A 19,752-nucleotide genomic window follows, 5' to 3' on the forward strand; every position below is an offset into this window, starting at 1 on the left:
CTAATTCATATGATAAAGAAGACCCTTTTGTTTTTATTGATACTTCCAGTTCAACTGTTAATCGCACAGTCGAATCTGGTAAATTTTCCGGCCGAGGCAGACCCAATGGAGGTAGGACATCGCATCGCGCATCGTTTTACTGCGGGCAAACATATGCTACATGCGGGTAAATGGATCAGCTATCCGGAGACCTTTTATTGGACGGGTGCAATTAACTATGCGCGTGTAACAAATGATGCAAAGCTGATGCAGGCAATGAAAGATCGATTTTCCAAACTCGTATCCAGCGAGCCGCAGTTGCTGCCACCGAAAAACCACGTAGACTTAAATATGTTTGGAAGTCTACCTTTGCGTCTTTACCAACTGACCAAGGAGGAAAGTTACCTCAACTTGGGCTTGCCCTACGCGGATACGCAATGGCAGGTACCAGAAAATGCGGGGCAGGAGGCTAAAAACTGGGCGCAGCAAGGATACTCCTGGCAGACCCGGATGTGGATTGACGATATGTACATGATTACCATTGTACAGACGGCTGCATTTAAAGCAACTGGTGAATCAAAATATCTCGACCGCGCGGCTAAAGAGATGGTGCTTTATTTAGATAAATTACAACGCCCCAACGGATTGTTTTACCATGCACCTGATGTTCCTTACTATTGGGGTCGTGGTAATGGCTGGATGGCCGCGGGTATGACCGAATTACTGCGCATGCTTCCGAAAGATCATGCTGACCGGCCCCGTATTTTGAAGGGCTATCTTACCATGATGGAGAGTTTGAAAAAAGAGCAGCGCAAAAGTGGCATGTGGAATCAGCTGATTGATGAAGCCGACTGTTGGGCAGAAACTTCGGGCTCGGCAATGTTTGCTTATGCGATCATAACCGGGGTAAAGCACGGCTGGTTAAATGAAAAGCAATATGGTCCCGTTGCTCGAAGAGCTTGGCTCGCGCTTGCAAAATATGTTGACGGGCAAGGAGCGGTATCGGAAATCTGTGTGGGTACCAATAAAAAGAACGATAAGCAGTATTATTACGATCGTCCTCGACATACAGGCGATTATCATGGACAGGCTGCCTACATGTGGTGTATCAATGCGCTATTGGAAACCAGCGACAATTTGTCGTTATACTAAAGTTTCGGTATTTTTGAACCACACGCTATCCATTGTGGACAGCATGCAGTGTAAGCTGACGGCAACCAAGTTGCCGTCAGCTTTTCTTAATTGCCTGCTTATATACGTATGTCTCAAAAGAAAAATATCATTACGATACAACATCCGGAATCCGTGCATCATACAAACGGCATGATTGGCTCTTGGAACGATTGGCCATTAACGGAAAAAGGGATACAACAAGCGGAAAATATCGCTGCTAATTTAAAGTCGGAGTTTCGGGATACGAAGTTTTCCGTGTATACATCACCGCTTAGCAGAACAACCCAGACCGCTGAGATCATTGGAAAACAGTTTAATGTCGTTCCCCAAGGGGCAACTGCACTAAAAGAACGTTACCTTGGACGAGCGGTGGGGCAATCGGTTCAATGGCTTAAAGACAATATCGAGGCGGAAGAACGATCAATCTACGACAAATGTTTTAGTGATGCAGAATCCAGATTTGACGTCTGGCAAAGGATGATTCCCTTTTATGAAACAGTAATGTCTGGTAACAAAGAGAATATCATCCTTGTTTCGCACGGCGATAGCTTAAGTATCTTCAATGTCATGTGGCTTGGATTGCCGGTGGAAAGCCTTCAAACAATGGATCTATACGGAGTCAGTGGTGGCGTTTCTTTTTTGTACCAAACAGAAATGGGAAAGAGAATCATTAGGCGGATGAGCGACACTTCGTATTATAAAAGCAAAGCAATATGAAGACTCCATCTCCTGAAAACATCAAAGCAGTATTTGATACGTATTATCCCGTCGACATTAAATTTTGGGTTGAATTTGCAAAAGTGGTAGAATGTCGGAGTTTTGCAAAAAACGAAATCGTGAAGGCATACGATAAGACCGAAAAGTTTATCAACATTCTCGTTTCAGGTTCGGTAGGACATTTTGTGCCTTATCAGCATAAAGATATATGTATCAATTTATATTACGAAAACCAGCTATTCAGCGACTACCTCTCTTTCGTATCACAGCGGCCGACTGTCATCAAAACGGAATGCCTCGAAGATACAGAACTTTGGTCGGTAAGCCATCAGAATTTACAGGAGCTTTATGGAAAGTCCGACCGATCGCTCCTTATCGGTAAGGCCATTTCGGATATCATGTTTACGGCTAAACAGTCTGAGCAGATCAATCTGCTTACTTTGCCACCTACCGAAAGATACCTGAAACTGATAAAAGAGCGACCATATATCTTTCAGCGTACACCGCTTAAAATTATCGCCTCCTATCTGGGTATAGCACCGGAGAGCCTGAGCAGAATAAGAAAAAAGATTTCTTAACTTTCGTCAAGTGTTTTTTGTTTTAATGCATTTATTTTTAGGCATTGCAAAAAAGCTATACAAATAGGATGAAAAGAAAAATCAATTATTGGGCCGTTATTGTTTATTATATTATTGCCATCGCATGCCGCTATTTGACCAACAAAACTGAATTACTACATTCCATCGACAATCCGTATTTAAAATCCATTCTTACAGGAATGGGGCCTGCGCTTGGAGCTGGGCTTGTGTTTGTGGCTTTCAAGATAAAACCTATACTCTCCCTCAAAGGAAACTATAAGAGTCTCCTTTATCCGATTACATTATATTGGGTATTTCCGGTAGCTTTGATCAGCACGGTGTCTTATTTTTCAAAAGGTACTATTCCATATCTGACTGTTTTTACTGTCCTGATCTACGGTCTGCTGGAAGAAATTGGATGGCGGGGCTTTCTCTATCAGGAATTCAAAGCATTGAAGCCTATCTACAACATATTGCTGCTGTCATTACTTTGGTTTTTATGGCATCTCAATTTTGATTTTACGCCGGTTCAGTTCTCGTTTTTCGCCATTTTGGTGTTGGGAAGTTGGGGGATAGGTAAAGTCGCCGATGCAACGGGTTCACTGGTTGCTGTTAGTGCATTTCATTCCCTCAATAATTTCTTTCCCGGTATCAACGCTAAAAGCGGCGCAATTTTGGGTGTACTACTACTTGTTTGGGTGATTGCCTTGGTGCTCCGAAAAAAGATGAAACTGGCGGCATCAGTGTAGAAAGCCAACTGACATGTTTCAGTTGGCTTTGCTCGTCAAAGGATTGGACTGCCCTCTATTTGGAAATCTTGCTAAACTCGAAAGGAATCTGGAGGCTATCGCCTGCGACATTCGCTTTCAATTGCTCACCGTCGCGCCAGTAAGAAATCTTTTTTGGGAAGGGAAGCGAATCATTATTGCATTCGAACAGTCCATCTTTCATCATGGTCATTGTAAATGCGATAAAATCTTTCTCGTCAGGCACTTTAACCCTTAAATTCCAGTTGCCGTCAGATTTCAGCAAGTGCATGGTTTCCTGATGAATGGTGTCCATGTTTTGCAATGTAAATGCAAAGCCTGCATATTCAGAATCGTTCATTTTCTTCCAATATTCAAAGGTCTTTTTATCTTTGGCTTCGTTGGTGCGCTGCCATTCTCCTACGAGCCAATCGAAATTTTCGGACGGCTCCTTTTGACTTCCCACACATTGTATGAAAATTGGAAAAAAGGATAATGATACCCATACCTTGGTTAATTTTAGCATATGATATTCGGTTTTTAAAGGTTTGTCAACTAGTCGATTGTAAAATATGTATGAAACGGTAAGGTGAATTAGCGTATGCCCATATCTCATTAAATTTAATAAAAAATTAGAAGTTTTGAAAGTGATTGATAGTTAGACTGTTAATTTAACTTAATGTTTGTTAAATCTTTGCAGCTTTATGCTAACATGTATAAATAATTCGTTATTTAGGTATAAATGGAAGCATGATGATTTCTGATTTTATAAAAAATAAGCATCTCGCCAATCGAGCGGGATTTGGGATGAGTCTTCAGCAGATTACGGATTTTGAACAGCAATCTCCCACCGCAATATGGAAGCTATATGCGCATGCGTATCCATTCCACCCGATCAGTTTCAGTTCGGAGCAGGGGGAAGTTGATTATACGGCACTATCTCAATTGAATGCTTCTGATAAAAAGCTGGTACAGCAGCTCAACCGCAGGCGTAATATTGAAATCAATCTTAATTTTCTGAAAGCAATGGTGCATGGTGAGGACCAGCTCAGGGAGAAAATGGCTTTTTTTTGGCATGGACATTTTGCCAGCAGGGTCATTAATGCCAATTTTAGTGCGCACATCCTCAATGAAATCAGAAAACATGCCCTAGGAAATTTTCGGGACCTGCTATTTGCGGTTTCTAAAGCCCCAGCCATGCTCAACTTCCTGAATAACCAGCAGAATAAAAAGGGGTATCCGAACGAAAACTTCGCGCGGGAAGTGATGGAGCTCTTCACAATGGGAAGAGGTAATTATACTGAATTGGATGTCAGAGAGGCTGCCCGCGCCTTTACAGGGTGGTCTTACGATAAGGATGGTCAGTTTCTGGAGCGCAGAAAATTTCATGATACCGGCAGTAAAACATTTTTGGGTAAGACGGGAAATTTTGATGGAAACGATATTTTGGATAGTATATTGGAGCAGCCTGCTACAGCCCGGTTTATTAGCCGAAAGCTATACCGTTTTTTGGTCAACGAACAGGTGGATGAGGAAATTGTCTCTTTACTGAGCCGTGATTTCTATCATTCGGGTTATGATATCAAGCAACTGGTCAACAGCCTATTTACGGCAGACTGGTTTTACGATTCCAAGCATATCGGCAACAAAGTAAAGTCGCCAATAGAACTTATTGCTGGTATTATGCGCATTTTACCCATGGAGATCGCGTACCCAGAAAACCTTATTGTCTATCAGAAATTATTGGGGCAGATGCTTTTGTATCCGCCGAACGTGTCGGGTTGGCCTTCAGGAAAAGCCTGGATAGACAGCTCTACCTTGTTGCTCCGCATGCAACTACCGCAGATATGGAGCGGACTGCGCCCGCTCGACCTAGCTGTCAAGAATGACGACGACCTCGACATGGGCATGAAACAGTCAAGGGCACTGGCAAAAGCCTATAAAAATCCAAAAATTTCCATTGACTGGTCCACTGTAGAAGATAGTTTTGGGGAGAGAGACCCTTTTCGTATTTTGTTGCAGCGGCAGATATCCTTTGAAAAAGCATTACGGGATGAATATGACCGTGAAAACAGTCGAATGGCGATTATTGAAGCCATGAGTATTCCCGAATATCAGCTTTGTTAACTGTTAGAAGAACGAATACTATGATCCTTAAACGACGGCAATTTCTCAAAGCGGGGTCACTCGTGTCGGCATCGCTACTGTTGCCTAATTTCTTAAAAGCCCTATCTTCGTCCAGTGCGCTGGAAAGTCGGCATAAGGTACTGGTGATAGTGCAGCTCAGCGGGGGCAACGACGGGCTTAACACGATAATTCCGATCCGTAACGATATTTACTTTCGGGAACGACAGACGATTGCCATCAATGATGCGCTGCGGCTCACGGATGAAGCGGGTATTCATCCAGCTTTGCCATTTTTTAAAACACTTTTTGATCGTGGCGAACTGGCAGTGCTTAACAATGTCGGTTATCCCGATCCAAACAAATCGCATTTTCGTAGCATGGATATCTGGCATAGCGCGAGCCGAAGTGATGAATACTTGGATAGCGGCTGGATAGGACGCTATCTTGATCAGGTCTGTTACGACTGCGACCATCCTACGCAAGCTTTGGAGGTGAACGATATGCTTAGCCTCGCGCTCAAAGGAAGGCAACAAAAAGCGTTTGCGTTTAAAGACCCCAAAAAGCTTTATCAGACAAGTCGTGAAGCGTATTTTAAAAAGCTGTATCAGGAACATCAGCATCAACATGAAGACGAAACAGTTGCTTATCTGTACCAGACACTGGGGGATACCCTCAACAATGCCGATTATATCTTTGAACAGAGCAAAGCTAGTAAAACTGCAGCGACGTACCCAGACTCGGTGCTTGGGAAGGACCTGAAAACGGTGTCTTCGTTGATTAAATCGGATATCAATACGCAGGTTTATTATTTGCAGATCGGTAGTTTTGATACGCATATCAATCAAAATCAACGGCAGGAGAGCCTATTCCGCACGATCAACGATGCAGTAGAAGCTTTTGTAGAGGATTTAAAGAAAAATGGACTTTTCCGGCATGTTATGCTCATGACCTTTTCGGAATTTGGCCGGAGGGTGGCACAGAATGCGAGCAATGGTACCGATCATGGTACAGCCAATCAGCTCTTCTTTCTCTCGGGCGGATTAAAAAAGCAAGGATTACTGAATGATTTGCCGGATCTGACCCAACTGAATGAGGGTGATCTCCAGTATACCGAGGATTTCAGAAAGGTGTATGCTACGTTACTTAAAAGCTGGCTTAATGCCGATTCTGACAAAATATTAGGCTGGAAAAATGGGATTTATGATTTTATATGAAACATACTGTGTATGAGGTATATTATAAAAACCCTGATCTGAATAGCAGACCAGGGCTGTTTTTACAGGTAGTTTGACTTCTATTAAGCTTTGATAAATAAACCTGCAATGTTAAGTACAGCTTCTGCAGATAATGGTTCATCAAAAGATTGTGTAGCCGCATTTGTGGAGATCTTTCCCATGGAACTGGTGAGTGCCGTAATATCAACACCTGCCTGTTTTACATTATCTTCACCAGCGTATACAGCGTCGACCACGGTACCGATACCAGAATCATTTGCACCAGTGATCCAAGGTTTTTGATTTGCAGCAGCGCCCCCGCGTGCACGACGCATCTGACGGATATGCGATGCATGCCTAGCTTCAACCGAATGAATCTGCAGTGCTGCAGTAAGGACAACCCGATTGCCAACTAAGATGCCTGCTTGGCCTTTGTAAGCCCGTACACCTGTATCTTCAAACGCCTGTGCAACCGCCAAAAATGTGTCATAATCGCTAAAGACATTTCCAAAAGTGCCACCGGCTGTAAAATCAAATGTTGGCTTCGATACAGCCTTACTACCCAATACCTGTTTCAAAAAGTTGACATGGGCGACTTCATGATCCCGTATGGTCGTAATAGCGCCAAGTGGTTTACCCGAAGGAATAAGTCCAGATTTAGCAACCCCCATTGTATAATATTCGGCCTCCAAATATTCGAGCGTGAGTGCATAATTAAGGACGCCATTGACATCCGTAGGAGCGGTTGCACCGTACGCTTTTTTGAAAAGTTCACTGACAAAAAAGGGCAGCGCTGCCAAGGTTACTTTTTTACTCATGGAAGCTAGATTTTTAATAGCCTCGCGACGTGGGCTGATACGATCGCTGAACTCAGGATCTACAGCATTTATTTGGTCAAAAACATTTAAAAGATTCATGATAATCCGTATTTAGGTGAATTAATAAGTGGGTAGATCCGATACATCAATTTTAGATTTGATAAAGGGTGCGGCGGCGCTCAGGACGACACTGGGACTTTTAGCAACATCGAGTCCATTGGAATCAACAACTTCCGGGTTGGCGAAGCTGCCATTATCGATCATATCCCTTACCCAAGCGGCATGCCGCGCTTCTACCGAAACAATCTTTCCGGCCAACAGCAGGTAATTAGGGTCTTTGATAAGCCATCCAGCACCATTATATGCGGATACGCCGAGATCTTCAAATGTTTTGGCGGTTGCCAAGACATTTTCCCGACTGCTAAAATTAATACCTGAAAGATTTAATTCAAGGCTGGAGATTGCTTTGGCACCCAGCGCAACTTTAAAAAATTCACGATGTGCAATCTCGTGATCACGGATATCCGTAAAGAAGGCCTTTTCCATATCGGTCATGCCTGAGTAGGGATTATTGACCAATTGAATGTAAAAAGCAGCTTCGAGTTGCTCGAGGGCATAGGCATAATTGAGGATAGCTATATCGCCACTACCAAAATATAGTCCTTTTCCGCCGTTATCCATGTTATCATCATGGTCTTTTTTACAGCTCGACAAACCGAGAATGGCCAGCGATGCTGCACTGGCACCTGCAAACTTTAAAAAATCTCTTCTGCGGAGATCCTTTTTGTCTATTTCACCATTGGGAGTCAATAGCGAATCGTTGTGGGGAGTTGTTATCTTTTCCATAACAAAAGTCTTTTAGTTTATAATATTTTTCTGTACTTATCATCATTTACGACTTTTTGGAAAGCTTGGATTTCTAAATCCTAAATTTTTTTTATTTTTTTCAAAAAAAAACTGATGCAGACTTGCACCAGTTTTTTAAAGAAGCGTTGAAGTGATTCGTTTTACTTCTTGACCCGTAGAGGCAGATATTTTTCATAGCCTTTGGCTTTCATCTCTTCTTTGGGCACAAATTGGAGCGATGCACTATTAATGCAATAACGTAAACCGCCTTTGTCCGCCGGACCATCATCAAAAACATGTCCCAAATGAGCATCTCCGGTTTTGCTGCGTACCTCTGTGCGGCGCATACCGTGGGAGTTATCAGATAATTCTTCGACTAAGTCGGGATTGATCGGTTTGGAAAAGCTGGGCCATCCACAACCTGATTCAAATTTATCTGTCGAAACAAATAGCGGTTCACCGGTGGTAATATCCACGTAAATGCCATCTCTAAACTCATTATTGTATGCGTTGTCAAAGGCCCGTTCAGTGGCCTGATTCTGCGTTACATCATATTGCAGTGGTGTAAGTTCCTTTTTGAGCGTGCTTCTATCTTTTTTATGGTAACTTTTCGGCGCAGTAACATCTTTGGGAGCAGGGTTAGCTTTGCGCGCTAGATCAAACATCTCTGGAACGATATGGCAGTAGCCACCCGGGTTTTTGTCTAGATATTTTTGATGGTACGCCTCCGCATCGTAGTAATTCTGTAAGGGCTCGAGTTCAACAACTATTTTTGCCGGATATTTCTTGTCCAGTTCGGCTAGGCTTTCCTTAATAACTGGAATAACTGCGTTATCGGTATAGTAAATACCGGTACGGTATTGTGTTCCGATATCGTTCCCTTGTTTATTGAGGGACGTGGGATCTATTGTCTTTAAAAACAGATCTACGAGAAGCTTAAGCTCAACTATTTGTGGATCATAGGTGACTTTGACCGTTTCAGCAAAGCCTGTTTTTCCGGTGGAAACCTGCTCATAGCTTGGATTCTTAAAATTACCATTGGCATAGCCTACTTCCGTGCCCGTAACGCCGCGCACCTGTTTGAAAAAATGCTCGGTACCCCAAAAGCATCCGCCGGCAAAATAAATAACCTGATCATGCTTGGCTCTATGGTCCGCCGATTGTTTCTCAATCGGTTTGGATGGATCCGATTTCTGTGAAAACCCAAATTTGCTAAGCATAAATAAGCCTAACCCTAGTAATAGTAATAAAAATGCTTTTTTCATAGCGATTGTCCGTTCTTGTTTTCTAATATACGATGTAAAGACCCGAATTGGTTTTAATCAATTTGAAAATTGAGGATCTTGACTCCGTTATCTTACGATAGGTTTCGCTATGAATTTCCATAAAGTATTAAGGAAAAGTTTTCAAAATGGAATCCTTTTTTACCTACAGAAGACAATCTACTATTTTTTTTGGCGAACAACTACAGTTGAGTAAGATGGTTTACAAACAATTTCGCCAGTTAGTTGTTAAAACTACAATCTATTTCCGAAGTGCAATATCGTTAAGCGCACTAATTCGTAACATAAAATCTTAATTGGTTGTAAGACCGCAGTATAAACAAAACTTAATTCTTGTGAGCTTGTCAAAATCGACGTTTAATAGAGGAATTGTCATTCCAAGTGTGATCTTCATTGTAGGCGTTTGTCTATTGTCGGTGTTTTTTCCGACTTTGGCTGTCCGTATGCTAGATACGGTCAAACAATTTATCTTTGTTAACCTCAATTGGGTTTACGTATGGGCCGTTACGCTCTTTGTTATTTTCCTCCTCTACCTGATGTTTAGTAAATTTGGTAATATCAAGTTGGGAAGTAACGACAGTAAGCCCGAGTATACATTCTTTTCCTGGATATCCATGTTATTTGCTGCCGGTATGGGAATTGGCTTGATGTATTTCAGCGTTGCTGAGCCGATGCAGCATTTTTCAACGGACGCATTTGCTGGACATCACAATATTAATCGGGTTCAAACTGCTCAGCTGTATACATTTTTTCATTGGGGTATTCATGCTTGGGCGATCTATGGCGTTGTGGGACTCTCTTTATCGTATTTCGCTTATCGTTATCGACTACCGCTTTCGCTAAGAAGTTGTTTCTATCCCTTGTTGAAAAACAAGATTAATGGAAAATGGGGTAATGCCGTTGATGTATTTGCCCTCTGCAGTACGTTTTTTGGTATTACGACGACGCTCGGTTTTGGGGTGGTGCAAGTCAATGCAGGCTTGCAAACTTTAGGACTTGTCTCGGGAAATAACTTCGCTTATCAAATCTTGATTGTTGGCGTGTTGACTCTCTTATCCATCTTATCCGCAACTTCAGGGGTGGATAAGGGAGTAAAGCTTTTGAGTAAAATTAATATAATCACCGTTGTCGTCCTGCTATTGTTTGTACTTTTCTTAGGACCAACGGTTTACCTTATTGGAAGTTTTACGGAAGGAATCGGTAATTATGTGAACAATTTCTTTAGTTTGACTTTCGATACGCATGTCTATGACGAAGCTACGCTGCCGTGGTTCTACAATTGGACAATTCTTTACTGGGCCTGGTGGATATCATGGTCGCCTTATGTAGGATTATTCATTGCTAAGATATCCAAAGGGCGGACCATTCGCGAATTTATTGCGGCCGTACTTATTATTCCCACCATATTTAATTTTGTATGGATGTCTGTTTTTGGTAACAGTGCAATGTGGTTTGATCTGCATTTTGCCAAAGGTGCACTGAGTGCCTTGGCTGATAATCCTGATGCCTTGATGTTTAGGTTTTTGGACTACTTACCGTTCTCCGAGATAGTCAGCTACATGGTCATTTTGATTATCATTATCTTTTTTGTGACTTCAGCCGATTCGGGGATCTTTGTGATGAATAGCATTTCTACTAAGAATGCGGAGAAGTCACCGAAATGGCAAATGGTTTTTTGGGGTGCTTTGTTGGCAATCTTAGCACTTATGTTGTTAAATACGGGTGGACTGCAGGCATTGCAAACCATGACACTTATCACAGCTTTGCCTTTTTCGCTGATTATGTTGCTTTTTTGCGTCAGTTTGGTCAAAGCATTGACCATTGATCGAAGTTATTATGAACGTGATTTTTCGGTCAGTACGGTTCCCTGGTCGGGCGAATTTTGGAAAGATCGCCTCCAACAGATTGTCTCATTCAAAAGTCGTGAATCTGTTGAAGAGTTTATGAAGAACACCGTGATGTTAGCGTTTGAGGATTTGCAGGCGGAATTCAAGCATAATCGTATAGAAGCAAATATTCGCGAGTTTGAGCAACCCAAGCGGATACAAATTGAAATCCGGCATGACGTAATCAACAATTTTATCTATGGTGTAAAAAGCCAGGTCAAAGTGGTTTCTGATTATGTGGTTGAAGAAGAGAATCTTCCAGACTTCGACGATAATAAAACGTATTTTCCCAAATCTTATTTTGGGGATGCACGTGAGGGTTATGACGTTCAGTACTTTACGAAAAACGAATTAATCAGCGATGTATTGAAGCACTACGACCGTTTTCTGGAAATTATCTCGGAAGAGAAAAATGAAATTTTTATCAGTAGCAATGCCAATGAAAACCTCCGATGATGTTTAACGAAAGAAATCTTGTCTATTTAAAAAATAGTGGTTTTATAAGGATTTAGGGTGTTTTTAGCTCGCAAGACTACTTGACATTTATAAATATTAAAAAGTAATTAGATTGAAAAAGATACTGTATTTAACATTGTTTTCTCTTCTCATCATATCATGCGATTCGAAGGGAAGGGCAGATTTACAAAATCGTGAAGAACAGCTTGTCAAGAAAGAACACGAATTTGCGCAGAAAGAGTCCGAATACGAAGCATTGTTAGCTATGCGAGATAGTCTGCATGCGGCAGAATCCAAGCAGCTTAAGCCCGACACCATCGTTCAGCGTTGGCCAGATTCGATCGCCGGACAATGGAGCAGTAGATTGGTCTGCCGTTCGTCGAACTGCAACAATTATGTAATTGGTGACCAAAGGAACGAGCAATGGCAATTTGTGGCTGATGCTTCAGGTATTTATGTAAAGACCTATACCAAAAATAAAACGATGCGACTCTTTAAAGGTTCTTTATCGGATAATCGGATTAGCCTGGTCCAAGTACAAGACAGTATGGACGAAAGTAGGGCGAGGGTGCAAATGAACCTTGATCTGATTGGTTCTAAGATCATGCGCGGAACACAGACGGTCGGCACGAAAGGCGATTGCCAAGCAAACTTTTCTATTGAACTTACACCCACTGAAAAATGATCCTAGCCAGTATTCACCACATTACTTTTCCGGTTGAAGACCCTTTACTTAAGTTCTTTATCGAGTTGCTCATTATATTGCTGGTGCCTCTGCTACTCAATAAAATAAAAGTTCCACATCTGCTAGGTTTACTGGTTGCAGGTGCGATCGTCGGGCCCTACGGCTTCAATATGCTCTCTCGAGACAGCAGTGTCGTGGTGACGGGAACGACAGGGCTGCTTTACATAATGTTTCTAGCTGGTCTAGAAATCGATATGGGTGACTTTAAGAAAAATAAATGGAAAAGTATCACGTTCTCAATCTATACTTTTTTGGCGCCCTTTATACTCGGATTTATCGGGGGATATTATGTATTACATTTTTCGCTATCAACGTCGATTCTATTTGCCAGTTTATTCTCGTCGCATACACTGATCGTTTACCCATTGGTCAGTGGCTTGGGCATAACAAAAAATCTTGCCGTCAATATTACCGTTGGAGGGACAATGATTACAGATGTACTTTCGCTTTTGGTATTGGCAGTTATTGTCGGCCTTTCTCAGGGCGATGTGAGCACTGCCTTTTGGATTCGTTTAAGTGTTGCTATGGTTGCTTTTGCGCTGGTTGTTCTGTTAGTGTTCCCGATTATAGCGCGCTGGTTTTTTAAAAATGTATCGGACAAGATCTCGCAATATATATTTGTAGTAGTAATGATCTATCTGGCTTCGATTTTGGCGGAGCTGGCCGGTATTGAATCCATTATTGGTGCTTTTTTTGCTGGACTGGCACTGAATCGCCTGATTCCACTTACTTCCTCTTTGATGAATCGGATCGAATTTGTTGGAAACGCTATATTTATTCCATTCTTTCTGATCAGCGTGGGAATGCTAATTGACTTTTCGGCTTTTTTTAAAAGCTGGGAAACCCTGGGTGTGGCAGCGATCATGCTGGTGGCCTCTATTGGTGGTAAGTATATAGCTGCCCTGCTGACGCAAAAGACCTTCTGCCTTAGCAGGGAAGAGGGGATGCTTATATTTGGGATGAGCTCGGCTTCTGCCGCCGCCACATTGGCTGCGGTTATGGTTGGTTATAATATTATCCTTGGGCAAACGACAGACGGTGAACCTATTCGTTTGCTCAACGAGCATGTGCTGAACGGAAGTATTTTGCTGATTCTAATTTCTTGTACCATTTCATCCTTTGTGTCGATGTCCAGTGCGCAGCGAATTGCGGAGGCAGATCGGGAAGATACCATAGCAGGGGATAAGCTTCCCGATGCTCATATCCTATTGCCGATCAATACGGAACAGATGACTGAAAAGATGGTCAATTTGGGACTGCTGATTCGTACAAAATCAAAAGACGACCAGCTTTTTGCTTTAAATATCATCAGTGAGGATAAAAATGAGTCTTCTGTAAAAAATGCAGAAAGGATTCTTGAATCTGCAGTGAAGCTGGGAGCAGCGGCTGATGTCCAGTTGCAGGCCATTACCCGGCATGACAACGGAGTAGTTGACGGAATAAATAATGTGATCAAAGAAAAATCCATTTCGGATCTTATCATCGGCCTGGATAAAGATAAGGGCTTTTCAACGTCTTTTATGTATAATCTGTACAACGGCTACTTAAAAAATGAGCATGTCAATTTGATGTTGTACCGTGCCGTTCAACCGATTTCAACTGTAAAAGAGTATGTTGTGCTTATCCCGCCATTGGCATACCGGGAATCCGGCTTTTTTGAAGCGCTATCAAAAATATGGAATATTGCCCGCAATTCGAGCGCCCCACTTATATTCTACAGTACAGCTGATATCATCGAAATTCTCCATCGGATTATCAAAAAGTCTGCTGTGGAAGCTTCATTTGTTAACATATCCGACTGGAAAGAAGTGGATCAGGTTATCGGCGGACTAACATCTGATCAGGGGTTAATCGTGCTAATGGCCGACCGTAACCGTTTTTCGTATAGATCGCCTATTCATACCATTACCCAATACCTAAACGAAAATCAGATCGAAAACAATTATCTGCTGATTTATCCCTTTACTGAAAATAACAGTGATGTGTCAGAAAAGCGCGCGATTAGCAATCACCAGGATTTTGCGGAGATCGGTAAACTGATACAACGGGTATTCCGATAAACCATTTAATGATAAATGCCTAGTGGTTTTCATATGAAAACCACTAGGCACTCTTAGTTGGTTATTACAAACTAGATTCAGCACGTTCTTTTTTCGATACAAGCAAACGCAAATCGTCTGCCGCTGGCAATTCAAAGATTTGCAAGTGAAAGTGTTTGATTGCTGCGAGCAGATGGTCAAAAATATCGGCCATCGTATCTTCAAAATATACCCATTGTGTTCCCTTGGTAAACATATATAACTCTAATGGTATGCCATATTCTGTCGGAGCCAGCTGACGTACCAGTAATGTCAATTCTTGGTGGATATTAGGGTTATTTTTTGCGTATGCGAGGACATAAGCCCGAAATAAACCAATATTGGTCATTCTTCGCCCATTAACTGGCGAAGAATTGTCTGTATTCCACGTCTTATTGTACGCGGCAATCTCGCGTTCGCGCTGATCAATATACGGTGATAATATGCGGATATTTTTCAAGGCTGTTATTTCCTCCTCGCTAAGATACCTTACTGATGACATTTTAATATTCAGTGCACGTTTTATACGACGACCGCCAGTCTCCTGCATTCCGCGATAGTTTTTGAATGAATCGCTGAGAAGCGTATAGGTCGGTATAGTGACAATGGTTTTGTCCCAGTTCTGTATTTTGACATTATTAAGATTAATTTGTAGCACATCGCCGTCTACACCATACTTGGGCATTTCAATCCAGTCGCCTACACGTACGGAGTCATTGGCCGACACTTGAATACTGGCTACAAATCCCAAAATTGTGTCTTTGAATACCAACATCAGAATTGCGGACGCTGCGCCCAGCGACACGAGAAAGGACCATGGTGAATTTCCTGTTAGAAGTGAAACAGCCAGTGTCCCGATCACAAAAATTAAAAAGATCTGCACCACCTGTAGGTAACTGTCGATGGGCTTATCTTTAAAACCATTTGAAGTGCGGAAGATATCACGGCAGGTTTTCAATAAGCTATTTACAAGATGATAGATAGTCAGCAAAACCACTAAATCAAGAAATTTGACCAAAGCAACCGTTAACACTGGAAAGCCCAGGAAAATTATTGGTAATAGCTGGCGTGCCAGCAGAACGAGAATAGTGCGACTTAGGCGGACATGTACCTTATTGCTCAAAAGGTAATCATCCCATTTGGTTGAGGTTCGAAGGGCAATTTTATTTAGCGCTGTATGAAATACGCGACGTATGATATAGTCGAGCACGTAGAGGAGTAACGCTGCGGTCAAAAGGAGCCCAGCTGCGGTTGCTATGTGGGCCTGCTGTTCGGGTAAGCCTAATTTTGAGAAGAGATCGAAAATGTACTGATAGATTGAATTTGATGATTGTTCACTGAGATTTAGCATATTTAAATTTTTCATATGAACAGACAAATTTAAGAAAAAATATTAACACGTGTTTTTCTGGGTGTAAATACGCCTTTATTAACTAATTTTTGCTTATTGATTAATTTTTTGCTAATTTTGTAAATTAATAGATAATCCGATAGCAAAAGATCGCTGCTTTTGCATCTTTAAAACCCCCAATAATTTGAATGAGATTAGTGTGATTGGTGGTGGGAGTTGGGCCACGGCCCTGGTTAAAATTTTGACAGAAAATAGCATCCATGTGAACTGGTATATGCGGCGTTCCGAACAGGTACGCTCGATCAATGAAGATGCTGTCAACCCCGACTACCTATCTTTTTTAAAACTTGATAATACAAAAATTTATGCTTCTGATCAGCTGGATATGATCGTGGCGCGTTCGAAAGTAATCCTATTTGTCGTTCCAAGTGCGCACCTGGATCATGTTTGCGAAGCAATCCCCAAAAAGGACATGAGCGGCAAATTTGTGATGACCGCAATAAAAGGAACCGTTGGGCCGGATAATTTGCTTCCCAGTGCTTTCATTGCCAGGTATTTTGAGCTAACCGACTTACAGCAGGCAATTATCGCGGGCCCTTGCCACGCGGAAGAAATTGCTAGAAGCAAAAAAACCTATATAACCTTATGTGGATCAAATAAAAGCGTTATTCAAAAGATTTCGAAAGGATTTGCATCAGCTTATATGCAGGTACACTATAGCGCTGATATGATCGGAGTGGAATACGCGGCCATTTATAAAAATGTGGTTGGTATTGTCTGCGGTATGGCTGAAGGATTGCACTATGGCGACAACTTTATGGCGGTGTTGGTAGCGAATGCAATCGACGAACTTGGATTGTTGCTGCAAGCTGTTGGTCTACCCAATTCTCGGCTAGGCAACTCGACCTATTTGGGTGATTTATTGGTGACGGGATACTCCAAGCATAGCCGCAACCGGAAGTTTGGTCATTATCTCGGTCAGGGATTTTCGGTTTTTGAGGCACGTGGGCTGATGGGAATGGTTGCCGAAGGTTATTATGCGACAAAGGGGATAATGAATACTGTATCAAGTCTCGGACTCAATATGCCCCTGTTGCAGACTGCCTACCGGGTGTTGTATAACCATATGGCAGCAAAAGATGAATTTAAACTTTTAGAAAGGAATATAAGATAATATGATATTAGCAACAGATTTAGATGGAACTTTTTTGAGGGGTAAAATGGAAGATCGCCTCAGATTATATCGATTGATAAAGGCGAGTGCGAATATGCAGCTGGTTTTTGTGACAGGGAGGGGGCTGGAGTCTGTATTGCCTTTGCTGAGCGATCCACTTATTCCGGTGCCAGATTTTATTATAGCTGACGTGGGGGCTACAGTGGTAAACGGCCACAGCCTCGAAGCGATTGAACCATTGCAGAGCGAAATTGAGGAAAAATGGCCGCAGACTTATGCGATCCGTTCAGCGCTGGATGAGATTCCGCAATTGCGTTATCAACATGTACCACAACAGCGGCGCAGCTCTTTTTATTATGAACCTGAGGTAGACCTCAATCTAGTGAAGCAAGTGGCCGACAGGTATGAGTGTGACATGATTACTTCGGCCGATCAGTATCTAGACCTGCTTCCGAGAGGTGTAAACAAAGGTACAACGCTTAAAAAGCTGATTGAATTTTTGGATGTCGAGCCGGACGATGTAATGGTGGCTGGGGATACCCTCAATGATCTGGCCTTGTTTGAGATCGGTTTTCGTGGTGTTGCCGTAGGAAAGTCGGAGGACGGTCTGCTTCAAGCTGTTGATCAAATGGAGACAGCTTACGCCGCCGAGGCCGCCGGAGCGGGGGGTATATTAGAGTATATGAGTAAATATCGCCCTTTCCAGCAACTCATCCGTACTGAACAAAAAATAGCACCTCAAAAAGGCAGGACTAAAAAATCCGATCAGCTGGTGATGGTTTATCATCGATTGCCTTTTGAAAAGGAATCGATCAATGGGAAGACAGTGCGGGTGGCTCCGAAAAGTCCAAACGGAATTATTCCTTCATTATTGGGCTTATTTGAAAAGGGGCGTTCAGGTCTTTGGATCGGTGAGGAAGTTTTGCAGCCGGATGGACAGCCGGTTCCTAATCAGTTGGTAGATGAAAGCAGGTATCCCAACCTGGTGGCATCCACCATATCGCTATTAAAAGAAGACATAGATAAATTCTATCGCGTGTTCTCAAAAGAGGCCTTTTGGCCAACTATTTTTTCCTTTGTGGACCGTGCAAAGTTTAACCACGAAGATTGGGATCACTACTTGATGATTAACAAGCACTTTGCCGAGCGTATAGCAAGAGAAGCCGACGATGCGGCCCTCGTATGGATCCATGAGTATAACCTGTGGATGGTACCATCGTTTTTAAAGGCCGTGCGACCCGATCTGAAAATTGGTTTCTTTCATCATACCGCTTTTCCGGCAGCTGATATTTTTAATATCATTCCTTGGCGCAAAGAAATTATCGGAAGTCTGCTGCTTTGCGATTTTATCAGTTTTCATATCCCACGTTATGTAGAAAATTTTGTGGATGTGATCCGTAGCCATACCCCTTTTAAAGTGATCAAAAAGGTGAATGTTGCCAATCAATTTCTCACTTATAGCTGCGCTCTCGGAGTAGATCAGATGACGAAAGTCATTGAAGTGGACGGCAGACAGATCAGGTTGGGAGCTCAACCGGTCGGCGTAAACAAGGATCATATCGAACAGATTTTGATGGATGACCAGGTGAGGCTGGAGATTAATACGCTCAAAAGAAACAAAGACGAATCAGGAGTAACGCGTATTATATCTATAGAGCGCTTAGATTATGTAAAAGGCCCGTTGGAGAAAATTCAGGCTTTTGGAGAGTTCTTAGCAGAATACCCCGAATTTAGGGGTAAGATTGAACTGGTGAATGTGTGTACACCGCCATCGCAGGGCATGACAATCTACGATGAAATCCGCGATCAGGTAAATCAGGCGGTGGGTGAGATCAATGGGAAATATGCTACGATGAACTGGACTCCGATACAATATTTTTATAGAGCGCTTCCTTTTGAGGAGGTCATCAAGCATTATGCGTTAAGCGATATTGCCTGGATCACACCTTTGCGCGACGGCCTCAACCTTGTGGCAAAGGAATACATTGCCACCCATGGATTACTGGACACTTCAGGAACACTTGTACTTTCTGAATTCGCAGGAGCATCGGTGGAACTGCCCTATGCTATTTTGACAAACCCCTATGACCGCAAGAGCATGAAAGATGCCTTGTTGAAAGCTTTGGTGATGGAACCGGGCGAGGCTCATGTGCGGGCGCGTCGGCTGTATGAGCATATTGAGCATTACGATATCCATTATTGGGGGAAGGATTTTGTAAAGGAACTCGAAAAATCTGTTAGGTATTGATGGGCGCTCGCTTTAGGCAATTGATATCCTATGGATCATATCATGGGTATAGTGATGCCGTTGTCTTATTCGTACGGATTAGGAGGGTCAAATTTGATAAAAATTTGGCCCTTTTCGCTGAAGAATGGCTATATTTGCGGCTATAATAATGGTTGCGAGAATTTTTAAATCGATTACAATAATCCTGCTGCTGCTATGCGTCATCCTAATGAGTTTTAGCAAGATTTTTATTGTGCTAAGCTTTTATGCGAATCGTACCGAAATTGCAAGTACCTATTGTATCAATAAAGGTAAGCCATCCTTACACTGTGATGGTAAATGCTTTCTTATGCG

General features: G+C 42.4%; 16 protein-coding genes and 1 pseudogene. 11 read left to right on the forward strand and 6 right to left on the reverse strand.

Annotation, left to right across the window (positions count from 1 at the left end):
* Window positions 1–9: 9 nt before the first annotated feature.
* The 4 genes from B3E00_RS00465 (at window position 10) to B3E00_RS00480 (ending at window position 3,196) form a co-directional block, all read left to right on the forward strand.
* The gene (locus tag B3E00_RS00465) at window positions 10–1,131 is read left to right on the forward strand and encodes a glycoside hydrolase family 88/105 protein (RefSeq protein ID WP_293880411.1); all 1,122 of its coding nucleotides are present in this window, start codon (window positions 10–12) and stop codon (window positions 1,129–1,131) included.
* 108 nt (window positions 1,132–1,239) lie between these two features.
* On the forward strand, window positions 1,240–1,869 hold the full coding sequence (locus tag B3E00_RS00470) for a histidine phosphatase family protein (RefSeq protein ID WP_209579826.1): 630 nt from the start codon (window positions 1,240–1,242) through the stop codon (window positions 1,867–1,869).
* The gene (locus tag B3E00_RS00475) at window positions 1,866–2,447 is read left to right on the forward strand and encodes a Crp/Fnr family transcriptional regulator (protein ID WP_293880409.1); all 582 of its coding nucleotides are present in this window, start codon (window positions 1,866–1,868) and stop codon (window positions 2,445–2,447) included. The genes B3E00_RS00470 and B3E00_RS00475 overlap by 4 nt, the downstream gene beginning before the upstream one ends.
* Before the next feature lie 68 nt (window positions 2,448–2,515).
* On the forward strand, window positions 2,516–3,196 hold the full coding sequence (locus B3E00_RS00480) for a type II CAAX prenyl endopeptidase Rce1 family protein (RefSeq protein ID WP_209579830.1): 681 nt from the start codon (window positions 2,516–2,518) through the stop codon (window positions 3,194–3,196).
* A gap of 55 nt (window positions 3,197–3,251) precedes the next feature.
* Here the strand turns inward: B3E00_RS00480 and B3E00_RS00485 are convergent, their stop codons facing one another.
* On the reverse strand, window positions 3,252–3,719 hold the full coding sequence (locus B3E00_RS00485) for a DUF6265 family protein (protein ID WP_209579832.1): 468 nt from the start codon (window positions 3,717–3,719) through the stop codon (window positions 3,252–3,254).
* A gap of 224 nt (window positions 3,720–3,943) precedes the next feature.
* On the opposite strand from B3E00_RS00485, the gene B3E00_RS00490 reads away from it, so the two are divergent.
* Together B3E00_RS00490 and B3E00_RS00495 are read left to right on the forward strand one after the other, a co-directional pair.
* The gene (locus tag B3E00_RS00490) at window positions 3,944–5,320 is read left to right on the forward strand and encodes a DUF1800 domain-containing protein (RefSeq protein WP_209579834.1); all 1,377 of its coding nucleotides are present in this window, start codon (window positions 3,944–3,946) and stop codon (window positions 5,318–5,320) included.
* Window positions 5,321–5,340: 20 nt separating this feature from the next.
* Window positions 5,341–6,534 carry a DUF1501 domain-containing protein gene (locus tag B3E00_RS00495; RefSeq protein ID WP_209579836.1) on the forward strand — a complete coding sequence of 398 codons (1,194 nt, stop codon included), beginning with the start codon at window positions 5,341–5,343 and terminating at the stop codon, window positions 6,532–6,534.
* An 83-nt stretch (window positions 6,535–6,617) separates the two neighbouring features.
* On the opposite strand, the gene B3E00_RS00500 is transcribed toward B3E00_RS00495, so the two are convergent.
* The 4 genes and pseudogenes from B3E00_RS00500 to msrA all read right to left on the reverse strand — a co-directional run.
* A complete protein-coding gene (locus tag B3E00_RS00500) occupies window positions 6,618–7,451 on the reverse strand; it encodes a ferritin-like domain-containing protein (protein ID WP_293880397.1) in 834 nt (277 codons plus the stop codon).
* A 21-nt stretch (window positions 7,452–7,472) separates the two neighbouring features.
* Entirely contained in the window at window positions 7,473–8,198 is a 726-nt protein-coding gene (locus tag B3E00_RS00505; RefSeq protein WP_209579840.1) for a ferritin-like domain-containing protein, read from the reverse strand.
* Window positions 8,199–8,359: 161 nt separating this feature from the next.
* Window positions 8,360–8,863, reverse strand: a complete 504-nt coding sequence (gene msrB / locus B3E00_RS22185) for a peptide-methionine (R)-S-oxide reductase MsrB (RefSeq protein ID WP_349681455.1) — start codon at window positions 8,861–8,863, stop codon at window positions 8,360–8,362.
* A 24-nt stretch (window positions 8,864–8,887) separates the two neighbouring features.
* Window positions 8,888–9,463: pseudogene (gene msrA / locus B3E00_RS22190) on the reverse strand (peptide-methionine (S)-S-oxide reductase MsrA); the annotation flags it as partial.
* A 353-nt stretch (window positions 9,464–9,816) separates the two neighbouring features.
* On the opposite strand from msrA, the gene B3E00_RS00515 reads away from it, so the two are divergent.
* The 3 genes from B3E00_RS00515 (at window position 9,817) to B3E00_RS00525 (ending at window position 14,628) form a co-directional block, all read left to right on the forward strand.
* Window positions 9,817–11,823 carry a BCCT family transporter gene (locus tag B3E00_RS00515; protein WP_293936224.1) on the forward strand — a complete coding sequence of 669 codons (2,007 nt, stop codon included), beginning with the start codon at window positions 9,817–9,819 and terminating at the stop codon, window positions 11,821–11,823.
* A 112-nt stretch (window positions 11,824–11,935) separates the two neighbouring features.
* Window positions 11,936–12,508: a hypothetical protein gene (locus B3E00_RS00520; protein WP_209579844.1), complete on the forward strand. Its 573-nt coding sequence runs from the start codon at window positions 11,936–11,938 to the stop codon at window positions 12,506–12,508.
* The gene (locus tag B3E00_RS00525; protein ID WP_293936229.1) at window positions 12,505–14,628 is read left to right on the forward strand and encodes a cation:proton antiporter; all 2,124 of its coding nucleotides are present in this window, start codon (window positions 12,505–12,507) and stop codon (window positions 14,626–14,628) included. The genes B3E00_RS00520 and B3E00_RS00525 overlap by 4 nt, the downstream gene beginning before the upstream one ends.
* A gap of 64 nt (window positions 14,629–14,692) precedes the next feature.
* Here the strand turns inward: B3E00_RS00525 and B3E00_RS00530 are convergent, their stop codons facing one another.
* Window positions 14,693–16,012: a mechanosensitive ion channel family protein gene (locus B3E00_RS00530; RefSeq protein ID WP_209579847.1), complete on the reverse strand. Its 1,320-nt coding sequence runs from the start codon at window positions 16,010–16,012 to the stop codon at window positions 14,693–14,695.
* A 169-nt stretch (window positions 16,013–16,181) separates the two neighbouring features.
* Here B3E00_RS00530 and B3E00_RS00535 point away from each other — a divergent pair, with 169 nt between their 5' ends.
* Both B3E00_RS00535 and ggpS read left to right on the forward strand, forming a co-directional pair.
* Window positions 16,182–17,171: an NAD(P)H-dependent glycerol-3-phosphate dehydrogenase gene (locus B3E00_RS00535; RefSeq protein WP_293936232.1), complete on the forward strand. Its 990-nt coding sequence runs from the start codon at window positions 16,182–16,184 to the stop codon at window positions 17,169–17,171.
* 1 nt (window position 17,172) lies between these two features.
* A complete protein-coding gene (gene ggpS / locus B3E00_RS00540; protein ID WP_293936234.1) occupies window positions 17,173–19,419 on the forward strand; it encodes a glucosylglycerol-phosphate synthase in 2,247 nt (748 codons plus the stop codon).
* Window positions 19,420–19,752: the final 333 nt, after the last annotated feature.

Origin of the sequence: Sphingobacterium sp. UBA5996, from assembly GCF_002429765.1 — a bacterium.
GTDB lineage: Bacteria > Bacteroidota > Bacteroidia > Sphingobacteriales > Sphingobacteriaceae > Sphingobacterium.

What these genes read in the sequence shown, in the direction of transcription:
- msrB (WP_349681455.1), bottom strand. Translation starts at nt 8,863, where the DNA reads ATGTTTGATCTAGCGCGCAAAGCTAACCCTGCTCCCAAAGATGTTACT.
- B3E00_RS00525 (WP_293936229.1), top strand. Translation starts at nt 12,505, where the DNA reads ATGATCCTAGCCAGTATTCACCACATTACTTTTCCGGTTGAAGACCCT.
- ggpS (WP_293936234.1), top strand. Translation starts at nt 17,173, where the DNA reads ATGATATTAGCAACAGATTTAGATGGAACTTTTTTGAGGGGTAAAATG.
- B3E00_RS00530 (WP_209579847.1), bottom strand. Translation starts at nt 16,012, where the DNA reads ATGAAAAATTTAAATATGCTAAATCTCAGTGAACAATCATCAAATTCA.
- B3E00_RS00490 (WP_209579834.1), top strand. Translation starts at nt 3,944, where the DNA reads ATGATGATTTCTGATTTTATAAAAAATAAGCATCTCGCCAATCGAGCG.
- B3E00_RS00495 (WP_209579836.1), top strand. Translation starts at nt 5,341, where the DNA reads ATGATCCTTAAACGACGGCAATTTCTCAAAGCGGGGTCACTCGTGTCG.
- B3E00_RS00475 (WP_293880409.1), top strand. Translation starts at nt 1,866, where the DNA reads ATGAAGACTCCATCTCCTGAAAACATCAAAGCAGTATTTGATACGTAT.
- B3E00_RS00470 (WP_209579826.1), top strand. Translation starts at nt 1,240, where the DNA reads ATGTCTCAAAAGAAAAATATCATTACGATACAACATCCGGAATCCGTG.
- B3E00_RS00480 (WP_209579830.1), top strand. Translation starts at nt 2,516, where the DNA reads ATGAAAAGAAAAATCAATTATTGGGCCGTTATTGTTTATTATATTATT.
- B3E00_RS00500 (WP_293880397.1), bottom strand. Translation starts at nt 7,451, where the DNA reads ATGAATCTTTTAAATGTTTTTGACCAAATAAATGCTGTAGATCCTGAG.
- B3E00_RS00485 (WP_209579832.1), bottom strand. Translation starts at nt 3,719, where the DNA reads ATGCTAAAATTAACCAAGGTATGGGTATCATTATCCTTTTTTCCAATT.
- B3E00_RS00465 (WP_293880411.1), top strand. Translation starts at nt 10, where the DNA reads ATGATAAAGAAGACCCTTTTGTTTTTATTGATACTTCCAGTTCAACTG.
- B3E00_RS00505 (WP_209579840.1), bottom strand. Translation starts at nt 8,198, where the DNA reads ATGGAAAAGATAACAACTCCCCACAACGATTCGCTATTGACTCCCAAT.